Origin of the sequence: Agromyces excoecariae (assembly GCF_051715505.1) — a bacterium.
Lineage (GTDB): Bacteria > Actinomycetota > Actinomycetes > Actinomycetales > Microbacteriaceae > Agromyces.
The window spans coordinates 274,960-298,573 of the sequence record NZ_JBPSLA010000004.1 but is presented as its reverse complement, the minus strand read 5'-3'; the positions used below and the strand labels follow the sequence as shown (position 1 = coordinate 298,573).

At 73.0% G+C, this 23,614-nt stretch carries 21 protein-coding genes; 9 read left to right on the top strand and 12 right to left on the bottom strand.

Annotation, left to right across the window (positions count from 1 at the left end):
* Positions 1 to 31: 31 nt before the first annotated feature.
* The 6 genes from ACSJD1_RS06230 to ACSJD1_RS06205 form a co-directional block, all read right to left on the bottom strand.
* Positions 32 to 607, bottom strand: coding sequence for a GNAT family N-acetyltransferase (locus ACSJD1_RS06230; RefSeq protein ID WP_438854442.1), 576 nt, complete (start codon positions 605 to 607; stop codon positions 32 to 34).
* 2 nt (positions 608 to 609) lie between these two features.
* Positions 610 to 1,551: a hypothetical protein gene (locus ACSJD1_RS06225; protein WP_438854441.1), complete on the bottom strand. Its 942-nt coding sequence runs from the start codon at positions 1,549 to 1,551 to the stop codon at positions 610 to 612.
* Between the two features lie 91 nt (positions 1,552 to 1,642).
* Positions 1,643 to 2,146, bottom strand: a complete 504-nt coding sequence (locus ACSJD1_RS06220) for an ASCH domain-containing protein (protein ID WP_438854440.1) — start codon at positions 2,144 to 2,146, stop codon at positions 1,643 to 1,645.
* Positions 2,143 to 3,564: a carboxylesterase family protein gene (locus ACSJD1_RS06215; RefSeq protein ID WP_438854439.1), complete on the bottom strand. Its 1,422-nt coding sequence runs from the start codon at positions 3,562 to 3,564 to the stop codon at positions 2,143 to 2,145. Before ACSJD1_RS06215 ends, ACSJD1_RS06220 begins: the two co-directional genes overlap by 4 nt.
* A 149-nt stretch (positions 3,565 to 3,713) precedes the next feature.
* Positions 3,714 to 4,004: a DUF4287 domain-containing protein gene (locus ACSJD1_RS06210; RefSeq protein WP_438854438.1), complete on the bottom strand. Its 291-nt coding sequence runs from the start codon at positions 4,002 to 4,004 to the stop codon at positions 3,714 to 3,716.
* A 28-nt stretch (positions 4,005 to 4,032) separates the two neighbouring features.
* Positions 4,033 to 4,425 (bottom strand): cupin domain-containing protein, encoded by a 393-nt coding sequence (locus tag ACSJD1_RS06205; RefSeq protein WP_438854437.1) that lies wholly within the window; start codon positions 4,423 to 4,425, stop codon positions 4,033 to 4,035.
* Positions 4,426 to 4,614: 189 nt separating this feature from the next.
* Here ACSJD1_RS06205 and ACSJD1_RS06200 point away from each other — a divergent pair, with 189 nt between their 5' ends.
* The 6 genes from ACSJD1_RS06200 to ACSJD1_RS06175 all read left to right on the top strand — a co-directional run bounded on the left by ACSJD1_RS06200 (position 4,615) and on the right by ACSJD1_RS06175 (position 11,874).
* Positions 4,615 to 5,724: a hypothetical protein gene (locus tag ACSJD1_RS06200; protein ID WP_438854436.1), complete on the top strand. Its 1,110-nt coding sequence runs from the start codon at positions 4,615 to 4,617 to the stop codon at positions 5,722 to 5,724.
* A 22-nt stretch (positions 5,725 to 5,746) separates the two neighbouring features.
* Positions 5,747 to 6,235, top strand: a complete 489-nt coding sequence (locus tag ACSJD1_RS06195) for a GNAT family N-acetyltransferase (protein ID WP_438854435.1) — start codon at positions 5,747 to 5,749, stop codon at positions 6,233 to 6,235.
* Positions 6,236 to 6,337: 102 nt separating this feature from the next.
* Positions 6,338 to 7,234, top strand: coding sequence for an ArsR/SmtB family transcription factor (locus tag ACSJD1_RS06190; protein WP_438854434.1), 897 nt, complete (start codon positions 6,338 to 6,340; stop codon positions 7,232 to 7,234).
* Positions 7,231 to 10,035, top strand: coding sequence for a helix-turn-helix transcriptional regulator (locus ACSJD1_RS06185; protein WP_438854561.1), 2,805 nt, complete (start codon positions 7,231 to 7,233; stop codon positions 10,033 to 10,035). The genes ACSJD1_RS06190 and ACSJD1_RS06185 overlap by 4 nt, the downstream gene beginning before the upstream one ends.
* Positions 10,036 to 10,144: 109 nt before the next feature.
* Positions 10,145 to 10,969, top strand: coding sequence for an alpha/beta fold hydrolase (locus tag ACSJD1_RS06180; RefSeq protein ID WP_438854433.1), 825 nt, complete (start codon positions 10,145 to 10,147; stop codon positions 10,967 to 10,969).
* Positions 10,970 to 11,028: 59 nt separating this feature from the next.
* Positions 11,029 to 11,874, top strand: a complete 846-nt coding sequence (locus ACSJD1_RS06175; protein ID WP_438854432.1) for an alpha/beta hydrolase — start codon at positions 11,029 to 11,031, stop codon at positions 11,872 to 11,874.
* Between the two features lie 25 nt (positions 11,875 to 11,899).
* Here the strand turns inward: ACSJD1_RS06175 and ACSJD1_RS06170 are convergent, their stop codons facing one another.
* Both ACSJD1_RS06170 and ACSJD1_RS06165 read right to left on the bottom strand, forming a co-directional pair.
* Positions 11,900 to 13,408: a multicopper oxidase family protein gene (locus ACSJD1_RS06170; protein ID WP_438854431.1), complete on the bottom strand. Its 1,509-nt coding sequence runs from the start codon at positions 13,406 to 13,408 to the stop codon at positions 11,900 to 11,902.
* On the bottom strand, positions 13,392 to 13,874 hold the full coding sequence (locus tag ACSJD1_RS06165) for a hypothetical protein (protein ID WP_438854430.1): 483 nt from the start codon (positions 13,872 to 13,874) through the stop codon (positions 13,392 to 13,394). Before ACSJD1_RS06165 ends, ACSJD1_RS06170 begins: the two co-directional genes overlap by 17 nt.
* 198 nt (positions 13,875 to 14,072) lie before the next feature.
* On the opposite strand from ACSJD1_RS06165, the gene ACSJD1_RS06160 reads away from it, so the two are divergent.
* Together ACSJD1_RS06160 and ACSJD1_RS06155 are read left to right on the top strand one after the other, a co-directional pair.
* On the top strand, positions 14,073 to 16,208 hold the full coding sequence (locus tag ACSJD1_RS06160; protein WP_438854429.1) for an ATP-binding protein: 2,136 nt from the start codon (positions 14,073 to 14,075) through the stop codon (positions 16,206 to 16,208).
* On the top strand, positions 16,201 to 16,893 hold the full coding sequence (locus ACSJD1_RS06155; RefSeq protein WP_438854428.1) for a response regulator: 693 nt from the start codon (positions 16,201 to 16,203) through the stop codon (positions 16,891 to 16,893). The genes ACSJD1_RS06160 and ACSJD1_RS06155 overlap by 8 nt, the downstream gene beginning before the upstream one ends.
* A 17-nt stretch (positions 16,894 to 16,910) precedes the next feature.
* On the opposite strand, the gene ectB is transcribed toward ACSJD1_RS06155, so the two are convergent.
* Both ectB and ACSJD1_RS06145 read right to left on the bottom strand, forming a co-directional pair.
* On the bottom strand, positions 16,911 to 18,185 hold the full coding sequence (gene ectB, locus ACSJD1_RS06150; protein ID WP_438854427.1) for a diaminobutyrate--2-oxoglutarate transaminase: 1,275 nt from the start codon (positions 18,183 to 18,185) through the stop codon (positions 16,911 to 16,913).
* A gap of 88 nt (positions 18,186 to 18,273) precedes the next feature.
* Positions 18,274 to 18,870: a TetR/AcrR family transcriptional regulator gene (locus ACSJD1_RS06145; protein ID WP_438854426.1), complete on the bottom strand. Its 597-nt coding sequence runs from the start codon at positions 18,868 to 18,870 to the stop codon at positions 18,274 to 18,276.
* Between the two features lie 115 nt (positions 18,871 to 18,985).
* Between ACSJD1_RS06145 and ACSJD1_RS06140 the strand changes: the two genes are divergently transcribed.
* On the top strand, positions 18,986 to 21,613 hold the full coding sequence (locus tag ACSJD1_RS06140; RefSeq protein WP_438854425.1) for an MMPL family transporter: 2,628 nt from the start codon (positions 18,986 to 18,988) through the stop codon (positions 21,611 to 21,613).
* A gap of 59 nt (positions 21,614 to 21,672) precedes the next feature.
* On the opposite strand, the gene ACSJD1_RS06135 is transcribed toward ACSJD1_RS06140, so the two are convergent.
* Positions 21,673 to 22,614: a hypothetical protein gene (locus ACSJD1_RS06135; RefSeq protein ID WP_438854424.1), complete on the bottom strand. Its 942-nt coding sequence runs from the start codon at positions 22,612 to 22,614 to the stop codon at positions 21,673 to 21,675.
* Between the two features lie 175 nt (positions 22,615 to 22,789).
* Positions 22,790 to 23,461 (bottom strand): hypothetical protein, encoded by a 672-nt coding sequence (locus ACSJD1_RS06130; RefSeq protein WP_438854423.1) that lies wholly within the window; start codon positions 23,459 to 23,461, stop codon positions 22,790 to 22,792.
* Positions 23,462 to 23,614 lie beyond the last annotated feature (153 nt).

Genomic DNA, 23,614 nt, shown 5'->3' with positions numbered 1-23,614 from the left:
CAATGCGCCACGTCGATGTCGGAGCGGGTGTTCAGCGCAGGTCGAGTCGCATGAGGATGCGCGGGAACCCGTTGAGCACGCTGGTCGTGTCGGCGGCCTTCTCGAAGCCGGCGCGCTCGAACGCTGCACGGGTGCCGACGTAGGCCATGGTGAGGTCGACCTTCTCGCCGCGGTTGTCGACCGGATAGGCCTCGACCATCGGGGCGCCGTGTTCGCGGGCGAACGCGACGGCGCCACCGATGAGGTGGTGCGAGATGCCCTGCTTGCGGTGCCCGGGCCGGACTCGGATGCACCACAGCGACCACACGTCGAGGTCGTCGACGTGCGGGATCCGCCGATTCGTGGCGAAGCTCGTGGCGGCGCGCGGGTGCACGGCCGCCCAGCCGACGGGTTCGTCGCCGTCGTAGGCGATCACGCCGGGCGCGGGCTCCTGGCCGCAGAGTTCGCGCACGCGGTCGCCGCGGGCCGGCCCGTGGAGCGCAAGGTTCTCCTTCGACGAGGTGAGTCGGTAGCTGAGGCAGAAGCACACGTTCGCGTCGGGACGCTTCGGCCCGAGCACCGCCGCGACGTCGTCGAAGTCGGATGCCGCCCGTACCTCGATCGCCATCGTCAGTCGATCGAGGCGGGGTCGGCCCATCGCAGCACGCGCATCGCGCGAAGCGTGTTCCACGGGCTGGGTTCGCCCTCGGGAGCGTCGAGCTCGTACCGGTTGCCGCCGGGCCAGCGCCGGCCCGCGCGCCAGCGCCCGTCGTCGTCGCGCTGCTCGAGGACGAGGTCGAGCGCGGGTCGAAGACGCGAGTCGGCGCGACCGCCCGCCGCACGGAAGTGGTCGAGCGCACGGAGCACGTCGTAGAACCAGTACGTGGGGAAGGAGAAGTTCGTGTACCGCGGCTTCACGAGCTCGCCCGTCGACTTCCGACGGAAGAGGCTGCGCTCGAGCAGGTACTCCTCGCCGCCGCGTCGCGCCTCGGTCACCGCGGCATCCGCCGACCCGGTCGCTCGCTCGTACTCGAGGAGCCCCTCGAGTACGCACAGGGTCGAGTCGAACGAGGAGCGCTGGGATTCGTCGGCCGGTTCGCAGTTCCACCCGCCGTCGGGCAGCACCTCGTCGAGCAGGCGCGCGATGATCCGGTCGCTGCCCGCGCCGAGCACGCCGAAGTACGCGGCGTTCGCCAGGACGCCGCCGTTCACGCACTCCTCGACCTCGCCGCTGAAGTACGGTAGGTCATCGAACTCCGCCCAGACCACGCCGGCGACGACGCGGTCGATCGCCGCGCGCACCGGCTCCGCGTCGGGCGGCGCGCCCAGGTTGCGCAGGACCTGCAGGGTCCACATGACCGAATCGCGCTCGCGACTCGGCCCGTAGACCTGGCCGCCCCAGCAACCGTCGTCGGCCTGCTCGGACAGGAGCCGGGCGCCCCAGCCCTCGGTCGCGACCCGGGCGCGCTCGGTCGCGACGGCGTCGTGGGGCGCGTCGTGCAGGTCGCGCATGACCTGCCAGCGCACGCTCGGGTCGCCGTTCAGAAGCCAGGTGATGACATCGTCGCGCATGCCGTCATGCTCGCCCATGCCACCGACGCGGGCGAGGGGTTGACGGACGCCGCCGTCGGGTCCGCCCCGGTGACGGTCCGCGGCGACGACCTCAGCGGTCGGCGGCCTCGGGCGGCCAGGCGACCTCGAACCGCTCGAACACCACGTCGAGGTCGTCGTGCCACTCGACCCCGATTCCGGGGCAGACCCGCTGCCAGTACCTCCGATGGTTGTCCTGCCAGGATCCGAGGGTCCGGTCGTCCTCGCCCTCGTCGTACGCGAACGCCGCGTCGACGCTCGAGAACGGCCCGATCCGGAGTTCGGTGCTGCGCAGGATCGCACGAGGGCTGCCGGACGAGTCGCATGCGATCCAGTGGCTGCCGACACGGGGGAGCGGCTGCCCCTCGTGGCGGAACTCGGCGACGAGCGAGGCCGTGGCGCGCTTCGTGCCGTCGAGGACGAGCCCGAGCAGTTCGTCGGTGAGCGCCGGGTGGTCGCCGAAGACCTCGACGCTCGGCGGCTCGATGTCGAGCGCACGATCGGGGCGGGCGGCTCGGTACTCCTCCCAGAGCGCCGCCGCGGCGGTCTGGTCGACCGGTGCGTTCCCGGCGCTCATGCGCGCCTCGCGAGCAGGCTGCCCGCCCAGCCGTGGCCGGTCGGCACGTACCCGGCGGGGAAGGCGCCCGTGCGGGCGAACTCCGCCCACGCCGCGCGGAGCGCAGCGCCCGCGGCGACGAGGTTCCGTGCGCCGTCGGGCGCGAGCAGCGGCGCGCCGCTCCAGGCCTCGGTCGCGGGGAACAGCAGCGCGACCTCGATCGCGTGCGCCGACCCGATCCGGCTCCCGTCGGGGTGCCCGTCGAACTCGGCGACCCGCACCTCGGCGCCGCCCTGGCCGACGACCCGGGCGAATCGACGTGCCCCCGAGCGGTACACCGCGTCCGTCGTGCGCGACACGATCAGCCGGCGCAGCCACGACCCGACGACCGGTCGTGCCGCGAGCGCCGCGAGCTTCGGGTCGACCTCGAAGAAGAACGCCGTCTCGTCGCGGTTCCAGGTGACGAGCACGTCGAGGCCGGCGGCGTGCTCGCGCCAGGCCGCCTCGATGCGGTCCTCGGGCGGGAGCGGCGCGGCGCCGGCGCGCGGCCCGAACGGCATGGCCGAGCGGAGTCCGGACCCCGCGGCGGCCTCCTTCGCCCGCGCCTGCGCGGCGAACACCTCCTCGAGCGGGGCCTCCCGCGACAGGCTCCCCACGGCCTCCGCCATGCGTCGCTGCATGTCGGCGCGACCGGTGCGGATGCCGAGCGGCGCGCTCTGCAGGATGACACGGTGGAACAGCCCGCGGGCGTCGTCGGCGGCGATCAGGTGCGCGAGCGCGTCGCCGCCCGACGACTGGCCGACGGCGGTGACCCGGTCGGGGTCGCCGCCGAAGGCGGCGATGTGCTCGCCGATCCACCGGAATGCCGCGATGAGGTCGAGCAGGCCGAGGTTCGCGGGGTGCGCGGCATCCGTCGGGTAGCCGAGCAGCCCCAGGCGCGAGGTGACGGACACGACGACCACTCGCTGCTCGCGCACGAGGGCGGCGGGGTCGTAGCCCGCGAGGTCGCCGGCGCCCGAGACGTGCGAGCCGCCGTGCACCCAGACGAGCACCGGCATGGCCTCGTCGGGCGCGCCCGACGGCACGGTGATGGAGAGCCGGAGGCAGTCCTCGTCGAACAGGGCCCCGCGGAGCGGGCGCCCGAGCAGTTCGTCGCTCGGGCTCGGCGGCTGCGGGCACGCGATCCGGCGGTCCTGCAGGGCGGACGCCTCGTCGGGCCGGATCTCGGCGGCCACCGGCTCCTCGAACCGACCGGCCGTCGCGTAGCGGACGTTGCGCACGCGCACGACGCCGTCGCCGGCGACGGCCGGGAAGGTGCCGAGCGGCGTCGCGAACTCCGTCGGTTCGCCGAAGGGCGCGGCATCCGCGTGGTCGGTCGGGTCGGTCGGGTGCAGGTCGGTCGGGTTCGGGTCGGTCGGGTTCGGGTCGGTCTGCGTCATGGGGTCGACTCCAGCTCGTCCCGCCCGGACCGTCCGAGCGGGGTGCCTCGCCAGCGTAGCCGGAGGGCCGGACGGGGACGGGGTCGTCGAGGCACCGACCCCGCCCGATCGATCCCGCCGGGCCGACGCGGTCGCCGTGGTCGGTCGGGTCAGCGGTTCGGGTTCGTCGCCGCCCCGTCGAGCCAGAGCTCGTCGGTCGGGTCGCTGTGCGTGCCGCCGCTGTCGACGTGCTTCGCACTGATCTGCGGGCCCTTGGTGATGACGTGGACGAGCGCCATCGCGTGGCCGCGCCCGAGGCCGTAGTCCTCGGCCAGCCACTGCACGATCGGAGTGGCCTTGGTGCCGGGCCCGAAGCCCCTCTCGTCGGCGAGCGCGACGAACTGCCGCGGGGTGATCCCGGTCTTGGCCTCGATGTTGTCGAGGTACGCCTGGAACGACATGGTCTTCTCCTTCGATGGTGGGGACGGTTCAGTCCTCGTCGGCCCAGGTCTGGACGATGACGGCGGACGCGTGGATGCAGAGCACCTTCAGCCGACCCTCGCCGACGTTCTCGAAGCGGTGCCAGACTCCGGCGGGCACGGTCGCGGTGTCGCCCGCCGCGGCGACCAGGCGGCGCTCGCCCATGGTGATCTCGGCGGTGCCCTCGAGCACGACCCACGTCTCCGTGTAGGGATGCCAGTGCAGCCCCGGGCCCTCGCCGGGCTCGTTGTCGACGAAGAAGTACGAGATCCCGGCGCCGTGGTCGAGCCCGACGAAGCGGCGGGTCCGGCCCGTGCCGATGCGCAGGGCGTCGGCTGGGACGATCCCGGCGTCGGGCGACGTGGCGGTGGTCGGCTTCAGGGTGATCTCGGCGGCGTTCATGGGTCCCTCGTTCCGTGCGGGCGGTGCGGATGCCGCGACTCGCGGCGTGCGGCGGATGCCTGCCGACAGCGTGCTCCCGCGGCATCCGTTCGGGGAACTGTTTCGACGGAGATCGAAACGCAGGACGCCATCCACAGCTCAGGGCCCGCCCCGACGCGGGCGGTGGCCGACGTCGCTATGGTGCCGAACATGCGCCCGAACGCTGCCGTGGGCGCTGCCACGGCCACCCTGCTCGTCCTCGCCCTCTCCGGGTGCACGTTCGCCGCAGCCGATCCCGCGCCGTCGCCCACGGCGCCGCCGACCGCTCCGGCCGCCGAGCCGACGACGGCCGACGCGCTGGACTGCGACGGGATCGTGCCGACGAGCCTAGTCGCCGACGCCCTGCAGGGCGCCGCGGCGGAACCCGTCCCGCCCGTCCGGGCGACCCACTGGGACCACGATGCCTTCGAGGCGATCCTGGTCGAGGGCCTGGGCGGACTGGACTGCTCGTGGCGCGTCGGCTCCGGCATGCCCGTCTACAACGACCCGAGCGACTGGGCGTACCTGCGCGTCGCGGTGCTCCCGGACGCCGCCGACGAGTGGGTCCCGCTCGCGACGTACGAGAACAGCCCGTCGACGATGACGCGCCGGATCGGCGGCCTCGACGCGTCGTTCGAGGGCGGCGACCTGGGGTGGACGTACTCGGCGCCCGTCGGTGACGACTGGGTGCTCGTCACCGTGCGCGCCGCGGGGCTGACCGCCTGGGGCGGCCGCTTCCGGGGCATGGACATCGGGATCGAGCTCGACCGGATCGACGAGGTCGCGGCGGCGGCGTTCGCGAGCGTCGCCGCCGCCTTGCCCGGCGAGCTCGGCACCCCGCTCGTCGAGGTCGGCGACCGGCGTGCGGAGTGCCGGGGCGGGCTGGATCCGAAGGGGCTCGCGATGGCGACGGGCGCCTCGGTGGAGGACGTCACGGTGAGCGAACCGAGTGCTCCGGCCCGCTCGTTCGAGGAGGCCGTGGCGCTTCGCGCCGGCCTCTTCACCTGCACGGTCGACGGAGGCGAGTGGGCGAACCGGATCACGACCGTCCGCGGCTTCGATGCCCTCATCGACCGCTTCACGGAGCCCGACACCGATGTCGCCTTCTCGCCCATGCAGCTGGACGCCGTTCCGGAGGGTCACGAGGTCACGGCCTACGTGGCGAACGATGCCGAGGACCCCGCTCGGTACGCCGTCCTCGCCATCCCTGGATCGCTGTACTGGATCGACGGCGAGGACCCGGGGGCGATCGCGCGGGCGATCGTGGCGCAGACGTACTGACGGGGTGTGGCAGGGTGTCGACGTGACCCTCGCGACCCTCGAGGCATCCGATGCCACCTACACGCTCCGCCGCGCTCGCAAGACGGACGTCGACGCGCTCGTCGCGCTCATCGCGGCCGACTCGCTCCGCGCCGCCGAGTTCGGCTTCGCCGAGGCCGACCTCGCCGGCTACCGCCGCGCGTTCGCGGCCATCGACGCCGATCCCGCGCAGCTCCTCGTCGCAGTCGACGACGCCGAGGGGCGCCCGGTCGCCACGATGCAGCTCACGTTCATCCCCGGGCTCTCGCGCGGCGGCGCGACGCGCATGCAGGTCGAGGCCGTGCGCGTCGCCGAGTCCGAGCGCGGACTCGGACTCGGCTCGGCGATGATCGCCTGGGCGATCGAGCACGCGCGGGAGCGCGGTGCCAGGCTCGTGCAGCTGACCTCCGATGCGCGCCGCGACGATGCGCACCGGTTCTACGAGCGCCTCGGGTTCCAGGCGTCCCATGTCGGATTCAAGCAGTACCTCTAGGAGATCGCGGGTGGAGCGCGGTACGTCGACTTCCGTCTCGCGCCGGGCGACGTCTCGGCGATCCGCTTCGGCGTCTCGCCGGGGCACGAGGTGTGCCACGCGGTGCGCGTGCTGCAGCGTCCGGCGGAGCATCCGCTCCAGTGGGGCTGGCTTCGCGGCGTGCGCGACCGCGTGCCGCGCGAGGCGTTCGAGCTCGTCGCCGTGCTCGTGCGCGAGTCGGGCTACTTCCCGGATTTCTTCACGACGACGCCCACGTGGGACCTGGAGCCCGCCGACGAGGCCGCGCGGCTCCGCGAGGTGCCCGACGAGCTCATGCGCGTCGACCTCGGCAAGGTCGTCGTCCGCTCCACGGGCGCGCGGCGGCAGGCGGTGCTGCGCATGCTCGACGACCTGCCGCGCACCCGCGACCTGATCGCCGAGGCCTGGCTCGAACGGTGGTCGGCCCTAGTCGAACCCGTCTGGCTCCAGCTCGAGCGGATCCTCCGCGCCGACATCGCGGTCCGCGCCCGCCGCATCGCCGCCGACGGGATCGCCGAGATGGCCGCGGGCCTGCACCACACGGTCGAGTGGCACGAGGGCGCGCTGCGCGTCGAGCTCACCCAGCACGCCGAGGTGCTCGACTGCCGGGGCTCGGGCGTCGTGCTCGTGCCGTCGGTGTTCTCCGGCGGCAGGTGCATGGTGCTCACCGAGCCGCCCGCGCAGCCGACCCTGTTCTACCCCGCGCAGGGCGTCACCGAGAACTGGGCGACGGATGCCACGGCGCTCGCCGAGGCGCTCGCGTCGCTCCTCGGCCCGGCCAGGGCCGGCATCCTGCTCGCTGCGCACGAGGCGCGGACCACCTCGCAGGTCGCCGCCGACTCGGGGCTCGCCATCTCGACGGCGTCGCACCACCTCACGGTGCTCCGCGACGCGGGCCTCGTCGCGAGCCGCCGCGACGGTTCGCAGAGGCTCCACCAGCGCACGCCGCTCGGCGAGGCGCTGGTCGGGGCCGCGATCTGAGCCCATGGGGCGCGGGCAACCCCTGTCCGCACCGTCGGCGGACGGGTAGGTTATCCCGCATCGACGCCCCCTCGCCCCCGATCCTCGGGCGCACCGACGAGCTCGAACGGCTCGGTGCCCTGCTCGCCGGCGCGCGCAACGGGCACGGCGGCGCCCTCCTCATCCGCGGCGAACCGGGCATCGGCAAGAGCACGATCCTCGACGGGGCGGTGGGTGCGGCGCGCGGTCTGCGCGTCGTCCGCGCCGACGGCTACGAGGCCGAGGCGGCCATGCCCTTCGCCGGGCTGCAGCGGCTCACGGCGCCGCTCGCCGGGCACCTCGCCTCGATCCCGCCGCGGCAGGCCGAGGCGCTCCGGATCGCCGCCGGCCTCGACCGCGGGGCACCGCCCGACCGCTTCCTCGTCGGGCTCGGCACCCTCTCGCTGCTCGCCGCGGCAGGGGAGGACGAGCCGCTCGCCTGCCTCGTCGACGACGCGCACTTCCTCGATCCGGAGTCCTTCGACGTGTTCGCGTTCGTGGCCCGGCGCCTGCAGGCCGAGCGTGTCGCGCTCCTCCTCGCGGCGCGGGCTGACGCGCTTCCGGAGGCACGGACCGCGGGTGTGGCCACGCTGCGGCTCGATGGTCTCGCCCCGCTCGACGCCGTGCAGCTTCTGACGCGCTCGGCCGACGAGCCGATCGACCCCTACCTCGCGGTGAGGATCGCGGCGGACACCGGCGGCAGCCCCCTCGCGCTCGTCGACCTCGGGCGCGAGCTCACGGCCCGCCAGTTGATCGCGTCGTCGCTCTCGGAGGAGCCGCTGCCGATCGGCGAGCGACTCGAATCCCACTACCGGGAGCGCCTCGCCACCCTTCCCGGGCCGACACGGCTCTGGCTGCTCGCGGCGGCGGCCGAGTCGACCGGGGATCGAACCGTCATCGATGCCGCGGCGCGCGGGCTCGGTCTGCCGGGCGACGCCTCGACGGCCGCAGAACAGGCCCATCTCGTCTCCGTCCAGGACACGATCCGGTTCCGTCACCCGCTGGTGCGGCTGGCCGCCTACCACGGCATGCCGGCCGCCGACCGACGTCGGGTGCACGAGGTGCTGAGTTCGCTGCTGGCCGATCGCGGTCGCGAGGACCTCGGCGCGTGGCACGCAGCATCCGCCACGCTCGGTCCCGACCCCGAGGTCGCGGCACGGATGGAGCGGGCGGCCGATGCCGCCGGTGGCCGCGGAGGCATCGTCTCGCGAGCACGGCTTCTCGCGCGCGCGGCCGAGCTCACACCCGATGGCCCGGAACGCGACCTCAGGCTGCTCGCCGCCGCCGAGACCGCCACGGCCGCAGGTGCCGCGCAGCTCGCGGCCGAGCTCGTCGGCCGCATCGACGTGGACCGTCTCGACCCCGTGAGCCAGGGACGCCTGCTCATGCTCCGCGTCGGGATGGCGCTGTTCCTCGGCGACGCCGAAGGCGTCCTCACTGCGTCGGCGACCATGCTCCGCGCCGCGGAGCTCTTCCACGGCCTCGTCCCGGACCTCGAGCAGCGCGCGCTGCTCGCGGCGTTCGAAGTCCTCCTGACGGCCGAGTGGGCGGCGCGCGACGTCACCCTGCCGGACCTCGGGCGCCGCGTGACCGAGGGGGCCGAGCTCGTCGACGGCCCGCGTGCGATCGCCCTGCGCGCCATCGGCGCCCACATGCTCCTGCCGTATCCCGACGCCGTCCCGATCATGCGCAGGGCGGTCGACCTGCTCGTGGACGCCGACGACGCCGAGCTGCTCGAGTTCGGCAACTTCGGCGTCGCCCTCACCATGGGGCTGTGGGATGTGGAGACCTGCGTGCGGCTGCTCGAGCGGACCGCGGAAGCGGCGCGCGATGCCGGCGCGATCCAAGTGCTCGACACGACCCTCTGGCTGCTCAGCCTGCTCGAACTCATGCACTCCGGGCCGGCGGCGTCGGCGCAGTACACCGCTCAGGTGCGCGATCTGCGGCATGCCATCGGCTACGACAGCGAGCAGGTGGTGAACGTCTCCTACCTCGCCTGGTCGGGTGCCCCCTACGACGTCGTCGAGCAGGTGGCGCAGGAGGCGCTCGGGGCGGGTTTCGGCGGCGTCTGGTCGCTTGCGATGACCGGTCTGGGCATCCGGGAGATCGCCGACGGGCGGTACCGTGACGCCTTCCATCGGTTCGAGCCCATGGTCGCCCGGGCGTTCCTCCAGGTCACGTACCAGCAGCTCCCCGAATTCGTCGAGGCGGGCGTGCGCGCCGGTCGCCCCGACGCCGTGCGTGCCGCCGTCGCACGCCTGCAGCTCTTCGCCGCGGAGAGCCGTACGCCCTGGATCCTCGGCGTCGCCGAACGCAGTGCGGCGCTGCTCGCCGGCGACGACGAGTGCGAGCGCCACTACCTCGCGGCCATCGAGCATCTCGCCGAGTCCACGGCCCGCGCCGACCTGGGCCGCGCCCACCTGGTCTACGGCGAGTGGCTGCGTCGGATGAAGCGCCGTCGCGAGGCGCGCGAGCAGCTGCGCATCGCGCTCGACCTCTTCACCCGAATCGCCGCCCCGGCGTTCGCGGCACGGGCACGGCGCGAGCTGGAGGCGACCGGCGAACACGTGCCCCACCGGGAGCCCGGCGGCTCCGCTGCGGAGGCGCTCACCCCGCAGGAGGAGACCGTCGCCCGCATGGCGGCCGAGGGCCGGACCAACGCCGAGATCGGCGCCACCCTCTTCATCAGCGTGAACACCGTCGACTACCACCTGCGCAAGGTCTTCCGGAAGCTCGGGGTCACGTCGCGACGACAGCTGGCCGATCGCCTCCCATCGACCTGAGCGGTCACGACTACGCGCCGCACGTGGTTCGGACGCGTGGGCGCCGGCGGGAGCATCGAGGCATCCGCTCGTCTCGACGCAACGAGCTCGATGCAACCGGGAGGCCGCCATGCCCTACGTCACCGCCGATGACGGCGCCGAGATCTTCTACACCGACTGGGGGAGCGAGGGCACGCCGGTCCTCCTCAGCCACGGCTGGCCCTTGAACTCGGATGCCTGGGCCGCGGCGGCGCGGTTCCTCGCCGAGCACGGGCACCGGGCGATCGCGCACGACCGGCGCGGCCACGGGCGTTCGAGCCGCACCTGGAACGGCAACGAGATGGACACCTACGCCGACGACCTCGCCTGCCTCGTCGACCACCTCGACCTCACGGACCTCGCGCTCGTGGGCCATTCGACCGGCGGCGGCGAGATCGTGCACTACCTCGGCCGGCACGGCAGCGCGCGGGTCGCGAAGCTCGTGCTCGTCTCGGCCGTGCCGCCGCTGATGCTCCGCACCGCCGACAACCCGGAGGGCCTGCCGATCGACGTGTTCGACGGCATCCGCGCCGGCGAGGCATCCGATCGGGCCCAGCTCTACCGCGACCTCGCCGACGGGCCGTTCTTCGGCCACAACCGCAACAACGACGTCTCGCAGGGCACGCGCGACGCGTTCTGGCTGCAGTCGATGGCGTGCGGGCACCGTGCCGCCTACGAATGCATCGCGGCCTTCTCGGCGACGGACTTCCGCGACGACCTGGCGAAGGTCGACGTGCCGACCCTCGTCATCCACGGCGACGACGACCAGATCGTGCCGTTCGAGGTCGGCGGCAAGCGCTCCGCCGCCATGGTCGACGGCGCCACGCTCCTCGTGTACGAGGACGGCGCGCACGGCCTGCCCGACACCGAACGCGACCGGCTGCACGCCGACCTGCTCGCGTTCATCGACTCCTGACGCGGATGCCGCGGCATCCGCTCGACTCCGAACACCCCCGACCCACGGAAGGACCGATCATGACCGACCAGACCGCCCCCGACCCCGCCGCCCCCGACACCGTCGTGCTCGTGCACGGCCTCTGGATGACCCCGCGAAGCTGGGGGAACTGGAAGGAGCGCTTCGAGGCGAAGGGCCTCACCGTGATCACGCCGGCCTACCCGGGCTTCGAGATCGAGGTCGAGGCGCTCCGCGAGAACCCCGACGTCATCGCGAAGCTCACCGTGCCCGAGACCGTCGACCACCTCGCGGGCGTCATCGAGGCGCTGCCGAGACCGCCCATCATCATGGGGCACTCGTTCGGCGGCACGCTCACGCAACTGCTCCTCGCCCGCGGGCTCGGCGCCTCGGCGGTGGTGATGGACTCCGCACCCACCGAGGGCGTTCGCGTCAGCCCGCTGTCGCAGGTGAAGTCGCTCTTCCCCGCACTGAAGAACCCCGCCAACCGGCACAAGGCCGTCGGCTTCACGCCCGAGGAATTCCACTACGCGTTCGCGAACACGCTCTCGCGCGAGGAGTCCGACGCGGTGTGGCAGGAGTTCGCGATCCCCGCACCGGGCAACTGGGTGTGGGCGTACGGCCTCATCGCGAACTACAAGCCCGGGCGCCAGGAGACCTGGGTCGACTACGCGAAGGACCGCGCTCCGCTGCTCTTCATCGGCGGCGAGAAGGACCACATCATGCCGCCGGCGGTCAACAGGTCGAACGCGAAGCACTACGCGAAGTCGCCCGCAGTGACCGAGTACGTCGAGTTCCCCGGCCGTTCGCACTGGATCTGCGCGGAGCCCGGCTGGGAGGAGGTCGCCGACCACGCCCTCGAGTGGGCGCTCGCCCACGCCCGGCCGGTGACGGTGCCCACCTCGTAGGCGGGCGTCCCCCGGCCCGGCGAGGCTAGTCGGGCCGGTTGCCCGACTCGGGCCCGATCGTGAACGGCGTCGTGACGCCCTCGTACATGACGTGTGTGATGAGGCCGTCCACCGCGTGCTGCAGCGTGTGGCAGTGGTCGCTCCAGATGCCGGGGTTGTCGGCGAGGAACGCGATGTCGTAGCTCTCACCGGGGTGCACGTCGAGCGAGTCGACGATCCACGGGCTGCCCGAGGTCGCGACGCCGTCGCGCGCGAGCACGACCACGTGGTGCCCGTGCAGGTGCATCGGGTGCACGTCGCCCGAATCGTTGCGGATGCGCATCGCGACGACGTCGCCCTCGGCGACCTCGAACATGGGCACGTCGGGGAACAGGCGGCCGTTGATGGTCCAGAAGTACCCGGGCCGGCCGTCGATGATGCCTGGACGCCTGGCGATGACGTACTCGTAGCTGCGGTCGGGCGCGGCCGGGTCGAAGCCGATCGCCGCCGGGTCGGGCGTGCCGTAGTCGAGCAGGTCGAGGCTCTCCGAGGGTTGGGGGGCGGATGGCGCGGCGGCGCCGGGATCCCCGATGAGGAGGCTCCGGGCACCGCCCGTGCGCAGGCGCACCACGGTGCCGTCGGGCGGCGCGGCGACCGCGACATCCGCTCGGCCGCCCGCGGGCACCAGCAGTCGCTCGCCGTCGACGTCGGTCGGTCCGTTCACCTCGCGACCGTCGATCGCGACGACGCGGAACGGCGACGACGACCAGACGGCCGCCGTGCCGGAGTCGGTGTTGATCACCCGGACGCGCACGGTCGAACCGGGCTCGGCGGCGACGCGCTCGTCCCGGACGGCGCCGTTCAGCGTGTGCTGCCCGCCGTAGACGTGCAGCACCGCGGTGACGTCGAGGTCGGCCGGGGCGGCATCGGCCGGATCGGCCGGGTCGATCACGACCGCGCCCAGCAGGCCGCGGACGACCTGGTCGTGCGAGACCTGGTGGGAGTGGTACCAGTAGGTCCCCGCGTCCTCCGCGACGAAGCGGTACGTGAACCGGCCGCCGACGGGCACCGCGTCCTGCGTGATGCCCGCGACGCCGTCCGACGAGTTCGGCACGTCGATGCCGTGCCAGTGCAGCGTCGCGCCCGCGGCCACCGACTCGTTCTCGAACGTCACCTCGACGAGGTCGCCCTGCGTCGCGCGGATCTCGGGTCCCGGCGACGTGCCGTTCACGGTGAAGCCCTCGATCGGTCGACCGCCGGCGACGTCGATGCGCTCGGCGCGCGCGACGAGGTCGACGTGCACGTCGGCCGGGCGGTCGGGATCCGCCACGAGTTCCGTCACGTCGACCTCGCCGCCGGCTTCGAGGGCCGAACCGGTGCCGGATGCCGCGGTGCCGTGCGCGTGCGCAGCATCGCCGGGTCCGCCGGCACCCATGTCCATGACCGAGTATTCGCCGAGCAGCGTGGAGCTCCACGCGAGGGCGCCGGCGCCGAGCGCGGTCACGACCGCGACGGCGACGGCGCCGCACCGCACGAGGTCACGCCGCGACGGCATCCGACGTCGCCCCCTCGTGGGTGGTCGGCGCGGCGGCGGCGGGGCTTCCGCGCCGGACGCGCAGCGCCGCGATCGACGCGGCCGCGACCACCGCGAGCGCGTTCGCGCCGTGGATGAGGCCGAGGTACGGCACGTCGGTGATCGAGAACCCGAGCACGACCTGCAGCGCGACGAGGCCGAACGTGATCGCCGCCCACAGCTTCGCGCCGCGCACGCGGACGAAGAACGAGACGACGAGCAGCACGAGTGCCACGAGCGGGATCACCATCCCCCCGACGAGGCCGTGGATCATGAAGCCGGCCTCGCCGACCCCGGCGGCCTGGAAGCCCTCGAGCAGCGCCTTGTCGACGACGCCGCCCTCCGAGACGAGGTTCAGCATGCCGCCGAACGCGAAGGCGATCGCGGAGGCCTGCACGACGACGGCGCCGGCGATGGTCCAGGCGAGGCCGGTGTAGAGCTTCTGCATGGTCCCACTCCCTGTTCGTGCGGGCCGCCGGATGCGGCATCCGCTCGAGGGACAGGGTCGCGCTGCCGGTCGTCCGCCGGATCGAGGCGAACCGGAGCCTGCCACGCGGCGGCCCGCAGGACGTGTGGGGGCCAGCCTCCAAGGGCGCATGCGGAGGACCCCCTCCCACGGACGGGCCGACAGGAGGACCATGGAGGCGTGGAGCGCAGGTGGGTGTGCCTGGCCGTACTCGGCCCGATCGGGGTCGCGTCGCTCGTGTACGTCGTCATCGTCCGCGGGGTCATCGAGGCGAACGTCGATCACGGCCTCGGCTGGCCGCTCATCGGCATCCTGCCGTTGTTCGTCTTCGGGATGTGGCTGCTGACGGTGTCGTCGTCGCGAACGGCCGTGTTCATCGCGCTCGCCGCGACGGCGCTGCTCGCGGGGTCGGCGTACGAGACCTTCGTGCAGCGGAACACGGAGGTCATCGCCGAGGACTGGTTCCCGCTGTTCAACGTCCTCGGGCTGACGGCCGACGGCGTGGCGACGGCGGCATTCCTCGTCGTGTTCGCGACCTTTCCCGACGGCGTTCCCGAGCATCGGTGGCAGCGCGCGGTGATGCCGCTGCTGTGGCTGCCCGCGTTGGCCGGCCCGCTCACGCTCCTGACATCGCCGTACGTCGTGATGTCGCCGTACCTCGGCCTCGGCGGCGAGGCGATCCCGAACCCGTACGCGGTGCCGTGGCTGGAGTGGGCGGCCCCCGTGGTGCTGGTCGCATCGGTCCAGGCGTGGGTCGCGATGGCGCTCGGGCTCGCCGTCATCGGGACGCGCGCGCTGTTCGGAACCCCGGAGGTCCGCGCCCGGACCCGTGTCATGGCCCTCACCATCGCGGTCTCCGTGGTCGCATTCGCCCTCTGGGCCTTCGCGCCCTGGATCCCCGGCATCGAAGCGCTCGTCTACGCCTCGCTCATCGCCCTCCCGATCGCCGCGATCCACGGGATCCTCCGCTACGGCGCGTTCGAGATCGCGCCCGGCGATCGCGGGAGGCTCGTCGAGCGCTCCTCCAACCTGCTCATCACCGTGGTCTATGCGGCCGCGGTCGCGACCCCGGCGGTGCTGCTGACGCCCCCGCTCCGGACGATCCCGGCGATCCTCCTCACGACGGGGGTCGCGGTCGCGCTGCTCCCGGCCCGCACCTGGCTCCGACGCCGGCTGCACCGCGTGCTGTTCGGCGACCGCGACCGCCAGGTCGCGATGCTCGCGGAACTCGGCACGCAACTCGAGCACGCCGGCGAGCCGAGCGACCTGCTCGCCAGGCTCGCGGAGGCCGTGCGCACGGGGCTGGACGCGACGTGGGTGCGCATCCGCACGTCGGCGACGGATGCCGCAGCCGCGCCGGTCGACGGGATCGCCGCCGGCGACGACATGGCCGACCTGCCCGACGTCGTCGCCGGTCGCCTCGACGCCGCCGCGCCCGACCCGGTCGAGTCGTGCGACCTGGTCCACGGCGACGCGGTGCTCGGACGCATCGAGCTCGGACCTCGTCGACGCGGCGACTACTCCGACGACGAGCGGACCCTGCTGCGCACGGTCGCCGGCCAGGCCGCGGCCACCGTGGCGACCCTGCGGCTGACCGCGCAACTGGCCGCGCAGCTCGACGAGTTGACCGCGTCGCGCCAGCGCCTCGTGGCGGCGCAGGACGACGAGCGGCGTCGGCTCGAACGCGACCTGCACGACGGCATCCAGCAGGACGTGGTCGCGCAGATCGCGGGCCTCCGGCTCGCACGCAATCGCCTCGGGCGCGGCGAGCTGACCGCGGCCGAGCTCACGGAGCTGCAGGACCAGGCCCGTGCGACGCTCACCGACCTGCGCGAGCTCGCCCGCGGCATCCACCCGCCGGTGCTCAGCGACAACGGCCTCGTCGCCGCGGTCGAGTCGGGCGTCGCGCGATTCCCGATCCCGCTCGCGGTCGAGGCGGATGCCGCGATGCGGGCCGAGCGGTTCCCCGACGACGTCGAGACGACGGCGTACTACGTGGTGCGGGAGGCCCTCGCGAACACCGCGAAGCACGCGCACGCGACGCATGCGAGCGTCGCCCTCACGCGTCGGAACGGCACGCTGCGCATCGCCATCAGCGACGACGGTTGCGGGATCGACGAGGCGGCGGGCGAGGGCGGCGGGGGCTCTGCGACGGCGGTGCTGAGCGCGTCGCACGGCGGGCTCGCGAACATCCGCGATCGCGTCGCCGCGCTGCGCGGCACCGTGCGGGTCGGTCCGAACTCGCCGTCGGGCACGCAGGTGCTCGTCGAACTGCCCGTGGTCGCACCACGTGGACCGGGTGATCCGCGTGGATGAGCGCCAGACGCTGCGCGTCGTGATCGCCGAGGACAACTACCTCGTGCGCGAGGGCGTGCGGCGACTGCTGGAGGATTCGGGCGAGGTCGATGTCGTCGCCTCGGTCGGCAACGGCACTGAGCTCCGCGATGCGGTGCGTCGGATATCGCCCGACGCGGTGCTCACCGACATCCGGATGCCGCCCGGCCACCACATGGAGGGCATCGAGGCCGCGCACGACATCCGGGCCTCCTCGCCGGAGACCGGCGTGGTCGTGCTCTCGCAGCACGCCGACGAGAGCTACGCGATGGCGCTGTTCGCGAACGGATCGGCCGGGCTCGGCTACCTGCTGAAGGACCGGATCGGCGACCTCGAGGACCTGGTGCACGCCCTGCGCGAGGTGCGTGCGGGCGGTTCGGTGATCGACCCGCAGATCGTCGACACGCTCGTGCGGCGCCGCAGCGCAACGGCGTCGAGCCCGATCTCGGCCCTGTCGCCGCGCGAGCTCGAGGTGCTGCGCGAGATGGCGCGCGGTCGCACGAACGCCGGCATCGAGCAGGCGCTCTTCCTCTCGTCGTCGACCGTCGAGAAGCACGTCAACGCGATCTTCACGAAGCTCCGGCTGCCCGAGACGGGCGTGCACCGAAGGGTCGCGGCCGTGCTGGCGTTCCTGCAGGACGGCGGCGAGTCGGACGTCTCGCCGTAGCGGACGCCGCGCCGGGCTCAGCCGGCGAGGACCGCGGCGAGGCTCTCGCGCACGATCGCGAGGCCGCGACGGAGCTCGTCCTCGGTGATCGTGAGCGCGGGCAGGAACTTCAGCACCTCGTCGTGGGCGCCCGAGGTCTCGATCACGAGGCCGCGCTCGAACGCCGCCTTCGAGATGCGACCCGCGAGGGTGCGATCGGCGTCGCAGGCGATGCCCTGGAAGAGGCCTCGGCCGCGGACGACGAAGCCGAGGTCGGCGTGCTCGGCGGCGATCGCGTCGAGCTCGGCGCGGAGGAGGGCCGACTTCGCGGCGACGTCGTCCATGAACGCGCCGTCGGCCCAGTAGGTCTCGAGTGCGACGCGCGCCGACACGAACGCGAGGTTGTTGCCGCGGAAGGTGCCCGTGTGCGCGCCCGGCTTCCAGACGTCCACCTCGGGCCGGAGCAGGACGAGCGACATCGGCAGGCCCGACCCCGAGATCGACTTCGAGACCGTCACGATGTCGGGCACGATGCCCGACTCCTCGAACGCGAAGAACGCGCCGGTGCGGCCGACGCCCGCCTGGATCTCGTCGAGGATGAGCAGGATGCCGCGCGCCTCCGTGATCGCGCGCAGGCGCTGCAACCACGCGGGGCTCGCGACGTTGATGCCGCCCTCGCCCTGCACCGCCTCCACGATGACGGCCGCGGGCAGGTCGAGCCCCGAACCGGGGTCGTCGAGCATCCGCTCGAACAGGTCGAGCGTGTCGACGTCGGGGCCGAGGTAGCCGTCGAACGGCAGGCGGGCGACGTCGTCGAGCCCGACGCCGGCCGCGGCGCGGTAGTGGCTGTTGCCCGTCGTGGCGAGGCCGCCGAGGCTCAGGCCGTGGAACGCGTTCGTGAACGCCACGACGTTGGAGCGACCGGTCGCCTGGCGGGCGACCTTGAGCGCCGCCTCGACGGCGTTCGCGCCGGTCGGGCCCGTGAACTGGAGCTTGTGGTCGAGGCCGCGCGGCGCGAGCACGAGTCGCTCGAACGCCTCGATGAACGCCTTCTTGGCCGAGGTGGCCATGTCGAGGCCGTGGATGATGCCGCCGTGCTCGAGGTACTCGATGAGCGCGCTCGTGAACGCGGGGTTGTTGTGCCCGTAGTTCAGCACGCCGGCACCGGCGAAGAAGTCGAGGTACTCGCGGCCGTCGGCGTCGACGAGCGTCGAGCCCGACGCCCGGTCGAACACGGTCGGGAAGGCGCGGACGTAGCCGCGCACCTCGGACTCGCGACGGTCGAAGACATCCAGGGCGGTGGCGCTGCTCATGACAGGGCGACTCCTCTCGAGGAAGGGACGGTGAGATGAGACTACGTCCTCAGGCCGGGAGTCCCGTGCACGCCGCATCCGTCGCGATTCAGCGGGAAGTGGGCGCCTGCCATGGGTCGCCGGGGCCGAGCAGCATGCGCCAGAGCCAGCCCGCCGCGGTCTCCACGGACGGACGCGGCTCGCGCGCGAGCCAGGCCTCGATGACGCCGAGGGCCGAGCCCGCGATGCCCGCGCCGACGACGTCGAGGGGGAGGCCCTCGAAGGCCGGGGGGCTCGTCTTCGCGATGCCCTCCTGCACGATCGACTCGAGGCGGCCGCGCAGCCGGGCCATGACGACCGCTGAGCCGTGCGGGCCGAGCACGCGGCGGTACACCTCGGCGTTCTCGTCGAGGTGGACGAGGTAGTCGAAGAGTGCCTGCGGCGGGTCCGTGAGGGGTTCGGTCATCTCGGGCAGGTCGGCGTCCACGAGCTCGGCGGCTGCGTCGAGCGCGTCGGCGAGCAGCGTCTCCTTGTCGGAGTAGTGCTGGTAGAAGCTGCTGCGGTTCACGCCCGCTCGGGTCGCGATGTCGGCGACCGTGACGTCCTCGAGCGGATGCTCGCGCGCGAGCGCGAAGAGTGCCTCCTGCAATGCGCGCCGCGTGCGCTCGACCCTGACGTCCACAAGTGGGATTCTGCCAGCCGTCATCCGCGGGGTCCTGCGAGTTCACCGACGAATGTCGGATTTCCGACATACGTCGGTTATTCTCGAGGCGGCTCGACGGTGCGCCGATCTATTCACGCGACCCGAAAGGCAGCCCGGCATGGCTGAACTCCTGTACCGCCTCGGCAGGTTCTCCTCGCGGCGATCGTGGACCGTGATCACCGGGTGGATCGTGGCGCTCGCACTCGCCGCCGGCGCATTCCTCGCGTTCGGTGGCACGGTGACCACCACCATGAGCATTCCCGGCACCGAGACCGAGCGGGTGAACGCCCAGCTCACGGACGAGCTCGACGGCCTGGGCGGTGCGGCCGGCACCGTCGTGTTCCGGACCGAGGACGGCTCCGCCTTCACGGATGCGCAGGTGGAGCAGATCGGCGAGCTGCTCGGCGACCTCGCCGGAACCGACCGCGTCGACGACGTCGTGAACCCGTTCGACGCGGCCGCCGACCGCGCCGACCAGGAGCAGCAGCTCGCCGACGGCGTCGCCCAGCTCGACGCCGCCGAGCGGCAGGTCGCCGACGGCACGGCGCAGCTCGACGCCGCCGAGGCGCAGCTCGACGCCGGACAGGCCCAACTCGACGCGGCGATCGCGCAGGCGCAGGCGGACGGCACCTACGCGTTCGCGGAAGCGCAGTTCAGCGCACAGCAGGCCGAGCTCGACCGGAACCGCGCCGAACTCGACGCGCAGCGCGCCGAGCTGGAGGCCGGGGCGGCCGAGCTGCCCGACCAGCGCGCGCAGCTCGAGGACGGCCAGCGGCTCGTCGACGCGGCATCCGAGATCCGGACCGTCTCGACCGACGGCGCGACCGCGACCGGCGTCGTGATGTTCGAGGACGACCTCTTCGCGCTCCCCGCCGAGACCAAGGCGGCCGTCGCCGAGGCCATCGACGCCGCCGGCATCGACGGGGTGCAGGTCGACTACTCGTCCGAGATCGCCTCGAACATCGACGGGCTGCTCGGCCCCGGTGAGATCGCCGGCGTCGTGCTCGCGCTCCTCGTGCTCATCGTCATGTTCCGTGCGCTGCTGCCCGCGGTGCTGCCGATCGTCTCGTCGATCATCGGCGTGGGGGTCGGCGTGGCCGGCTCGCTCGCCTTCTCGGGTCTCGTCGACATGACCTCGGTCACCCCGGTGCTCGGCGTCATGCTCGGGCTCGCGGTCGGCATCGACTACGCGCTGTTCATCATGAACCGCCATCGCAGCCAGGTGCTCGCCGGCATGGAGGTCCGCGAGTCGATCGCGCTCGCCAACGGCACGTCGGGCAACGCGGTCGTGTTCGCCGGCTCGACCGTGCTCGTGGCGCTGCTGGCACTGAACATCACCGGCATCCCCTTCCTCGGCGTCATGGGCACCGTCGGCGCGGCGTGCGTGCTCATCGCCGTGCTGCTCGCGGTGAGCTTCACGCCCGCCGTGCTCGGGCTCCTCGGCATCCGGATCGTCAACCGCCGCGCCCGCGCGCAGGTCGGCCACGAGGCGCACGCGCGGCCCGACCTGAAGCCCATGAAGACGGGGCGCGCGCTGCTCCGCGCCGCCCTCGCGATCATCGTGCTGCTCATCGTCGCGATCCCCGCGCTGTCGATGCGCCTCGGCCTGCCCGACGGCTCCTCCGAGGCCACGGACTCGACGCAGTACCGGGCGTACACGGCCGTGGCCGACGCGTTCGGCGCCGGGCAGAACGGTCCGCTCCTCGTGACCGCCGCCCTCCCCGCGGGGGTCGCCGAGGACGACGTGCTCGCGACGCAGGCGGACCTCGCCGACCTGCTCCTCGAGCAGGACGGCGTCGTGGCGGTCGTGCCGGTCGGCGTCTCCGACGACCGCGACTTCCTCGCATTCCAGGTGGTGCCGGTCGACGGCCCGTCGAGCGAGTCGACCGAGCAGCTCGTGCACGACCTCCGCGACCTGTCGCCCCTGCCACGCGCCGCCGCCGGCGGCATCGCGGGCGTCGACGGCGACATCGACCTCGGCGTCGCCGGCCAGGCGAGCGGCAACATCGACATCTCCGAGAAGCTCGCCGGCGTGCTGCCGGTCTACCTCGCGCTCGTCGTCGGCCTCTCGCTTCTCATCCTGATCCTGGTGTTCCGCTCGATCCTCGTGCCGCTCGTCGCGACCGCCGGCTTCGTGCTCTCGCTCTTCGCCGCGTTCGGGGCCATCGTCGCGATCTTCCAGTGGGGGTGGCTCGGCTCCGTGTTCGGCGTGCACGACCCGGGCCCCGTGCTGAACTTCGCGCCGATCATCATCATGGGGGTGCTGTTCGGCCTCGCGATGGACTACCAGCTGTTCCTCGTCTCGGGCATGCGCGAGGCGTACGTGCACGGCGTTCCCGCCCGTACCGCGGTCGTCGCCGGCCTTCGCAACGGCCGGGTCGTCGTCGCGGCGGCGGCGATCATCATGACCGCGGTGTTCGGCGGGTTCGTCTTCTCGCACCTCACGATGGTCCGGCCGCTCGGCTTCGGCCTCGCGATCGGCGTGCTGTTCGACGCCTTCATCGTGAGGATGCTGCTCATCCCCGCCGTCATGCACCTCCTCGGCGAGTCCGCCTGGTGGCTGCCCAAGTGGCTCGACCGGATCCTCCCGAACGTCGACGTCGAGGGCGCCGCGCTCGAGCGGACGCACCCGGTGCACGGGGCGGAATCGGATGCGTCGGTCGCCGCGGGCGGCGATGCGACGGACGGCTCGATCGCTGCCGTCGACCCCGGTGCGGTCGAGGGCCGCCGCCAGCCGATCGGGTAGTTCCGTCCGTCGGGGCTCGGCTCTTCCGACCGACGGTCACCGCGGTCGCTCGGGCGACGTCAGGCGATCACGGTCTCCAACGGCTGCGCGCGCAGCGCGGCGACGTAGGCACGGGCCTGGTCGACGCTCCGGGGTCGCCGGATCCGCATCGCGTACCGGAAGCGCTCGCCCGGCGCGGCCGGGATCACGTTCGGCTGCGCCGCGCACGACGGACCGCCGAACCGGATGCTGATGCTGCCGTCGCCGTTCCGGACGAGCTCGCGCCCGGGGTAGCCGCCGATGACCGGATCGAGGCGACCCGCGTCGTCGAACTTCAGCACCGAATAGGAGCCGTGCGCGGGATCGACGGGGGGAGGCTCGAACGTCCAGATCTCGCATCCGCTGCTCGTCGCCGACGCCTCGAAGTAGACGCCGTGCTCGGCCGGCAGGCTGCCCCAGCCGACCGCCGTGCCGACGAGGTGCGCGTCGCGGTCCGTCTCGCGCTTCCTGCCGAACGCGCGCGTGAGGTCGACCTCGCCGACCCGGCGGGCGAGGCTCGCGGCGACCGATCGTCGGGTCGCCTCGTCGTAGGCCTTCGCACGATACGGATGCGACGAGGCCGCGCTGATCCGCCGGAGGTCCTGCAACTCGCGTGCGCGCGCGAGCCCGCCCTCGAGGCCGGTGCGCCCGAGCACGTACACGTGCGTTCCGCGGCTGAGGTCCGCGTTCGCGACCGTCACCGACTCGCCGGGGCCGACGACGGCGAGCAGGGCGTGCGCCTCGTCGACGAGCACGTCGGCCTGGTACTCGTCGGACGGCGCGAGCGAGACCGTCGCGCGTTCGCTCACGTCGACGAGCGCGTACGAGTGGAGCACGTCGGGGTCGGGACGTATCGCCGGACCGGCTCCGAGGGGCTCGCGTTCGTGATGGAACCGGTTCACGGGCGTCCGCCGCGCCTGCTCGGCGAACTGATGGGCCGACTCGGCGCGGATGAAGTTCCGGGTGGTGACGCGACGCGGCATCGGCGGCCTCCCTGCCTGGTGGGCTCGCGTGCAGTCTGGCAAGAATGCCGCTGTTGCGATAGGCCTTGCGGTCCGCGCCGACGTCAGCGTCGGTCGGGTGCGCAGACGGATGCCGCGGGGATCCCCCTCCCCGCGGCACCCGTGGCCTGTGGTCCTGGCGACGTGGACGCGCCCCTCAGTTCGCGACGCCGCCGCAGAGCACCGGCACCGTCGCCTCGAGCGGGATGCCGGCGCCGAGCGACGACGAGCGGCTCGAGAACGGGTCGGCCGGGTTGAACGCATATGCGCCGTTCCGGTCGAAGTCGATGCCGTGCACGACGACCTGCACGGTACCGGCGTCGGTGTAGCCGGGAACGTCGGTGAACGTGCGCTGGTAGTACAGGTGGCCGTCGGCGTCGGCCATCGCGAATCGGTCGAGCGCGAGCGCGCTCGCCGGCGACACGTCGCCCGTCGAGGTCAGCGAGGTCAGGATGCCGCCGTAGAACGGCGCGCCGTCGAGGACGGTCACGACGCCGTCGGGACCGGCGGCGGCGGGCCCGGGGCAGGCCATGTCGGTCGCGTCGCCAGGGACGCCGTGCAGGTGCATCGCGTGCGGCAGGTTCGGCGAGAGCCCCCACGCCTCGACGGTGACCTGGAGCTTGCCGTTCGGCAGCGCCTTCACGCGGGTCGTGCCGCTCGCGCGGCTCTCGGGCACGTCGGCGGGCTGCACGGCGTTCAGGTCGTAGCTGTAGCTCGCGACCTTGTCGGAGGGGTTGGCGTCGTGGCCGGCGTAGGCCGCGGTGGCCCCGCCGAGTGCCAGGGCGAAGCTCGCCGCGGTGGCGGCGATGGTGCGTGTTGCGTTCCTCATGTCGTACTCCCTCGTGCGATCGGGCGTCGGGTCCGCGCCCGTGCAGGGAGTTCGGAGCGGACCCGCCTCCGGATGGGATCGGATCCGGTGCACCGATCGCGGTCGCACGTCATCCCTGAAGCTGCAACCGCAAGGTTGCTTAACTCTTGCCAG

Coding starts and splice junctions, on each gene's coding strand:
- ACSJD1_RS06230 (WP_438854442.1), bottom strand. CDS start 607: ATGGCGATCGAGGTACGGGCGGCATCCGACTTCGACGACGTCGCGGCG.
- ACSJD1_RS06225 (WP_438854441.1), bottom strand. CDS start 1,551: ATGCGCGACGATGTCATCACCTGGCTTCTGAACGGCGACCCGAGCGTG.
- ACSJD1_RS06220 (WP_438854440.1), bottom strand. CDS start 2,146: ATGAGCGCCGGGAACGCACCGGTCGACCAGACCGCCGCGGCGGCGCTC.
- ACSJD1_RS06215 (WP_438854439.1), bottom strand. CDS start 3,564: ATGACGCAGACCGACCCGAACCCGACCGACCCGAACCCGACCGACCTG.
- ACSJD1_RS06210 (WP_438854438.1), bottom strand. CDS start 4,004: ATGTCGTTCCAGGCGTACCTCGACAACATCGAGGCCAAGACCGGGATC.
- ACSJD1_RS06205 (WP_438854437.1), bottom strand. CDS start 4,425: ATGAACGCCGCCGAGATCACCCTGAAGCCGACCACCGCCACGTCGCCC.
- ACSJD1_RS06200 (WP_438854436.1), top strand. CDS start 4,615: ATGCGCCCGAACGCTGCCGTGGGCGCTGCCACGGCCACCCTGCTCGTC.
- ACSJD1_RS06180 (WP_438854433.1), top strand. CDS start 10,145: ATGCCCTACGTCACCGCCGATGACGGCGCCGAGATCTTCTACACCGAC.
- ACSJD1_RS06175 (WP_438854432.1), top strand. CDS start 11,029: ATGACCGACCAGACCGCCCCCGACCCCGCCGCCCCCGACACCGTCGTG.
- ACSJD1_RS06170 (WP_438854431.1), bottom strand. CDS start 13,408: ATGCCGTCGCGGCGTGACCTCGTGCGGTGCGGCGCCGTCGCCGTCGCG.
- ACSJD1_RS06165 (WP_438854430.1), bottom strand. CDS start 13,874: ATGCAGAAGCTCTACACCGGCCTCGCCTGGACCATCGCCGGCGCCGTC.
- ectB (WP_438854427.1), bottom strand. CDS start 18,185: ATGAGCAGCGCCACCGCCCTGGATGTCTTCGACCGTCGCGAGTCCGAG.
- ACSJD1_RS06145 (WP_438854426.1), bottom strand. CDS start 18,870: ATGACGGCTGGCAGAATCCCACTTGTGGACGTCAGGGTCGAGCGCACG.
- ACSJD1_RS06140 (WP_438854425.1), top strand. CDS start 18,986: ATGGCTGAACTCCTGTACCGCCTCGGCAGGTTCTCCTCGCGGCGATCG.
- ACSJD1_RS06135 (WP_438854424.1), bottom strand. CDS start 22,614: ATGCCGCGTCGCGTCACCACCCGGAACTTCATCCGCGCCGAGTCGGCC.
- ACSJD1_RS06130 (WP_438854423.1), bottom strand. CDS start 23,461: ATGAGGAACGCAACACGCACCATCGCCGCCACCGCGGCGAGCTTCGCC.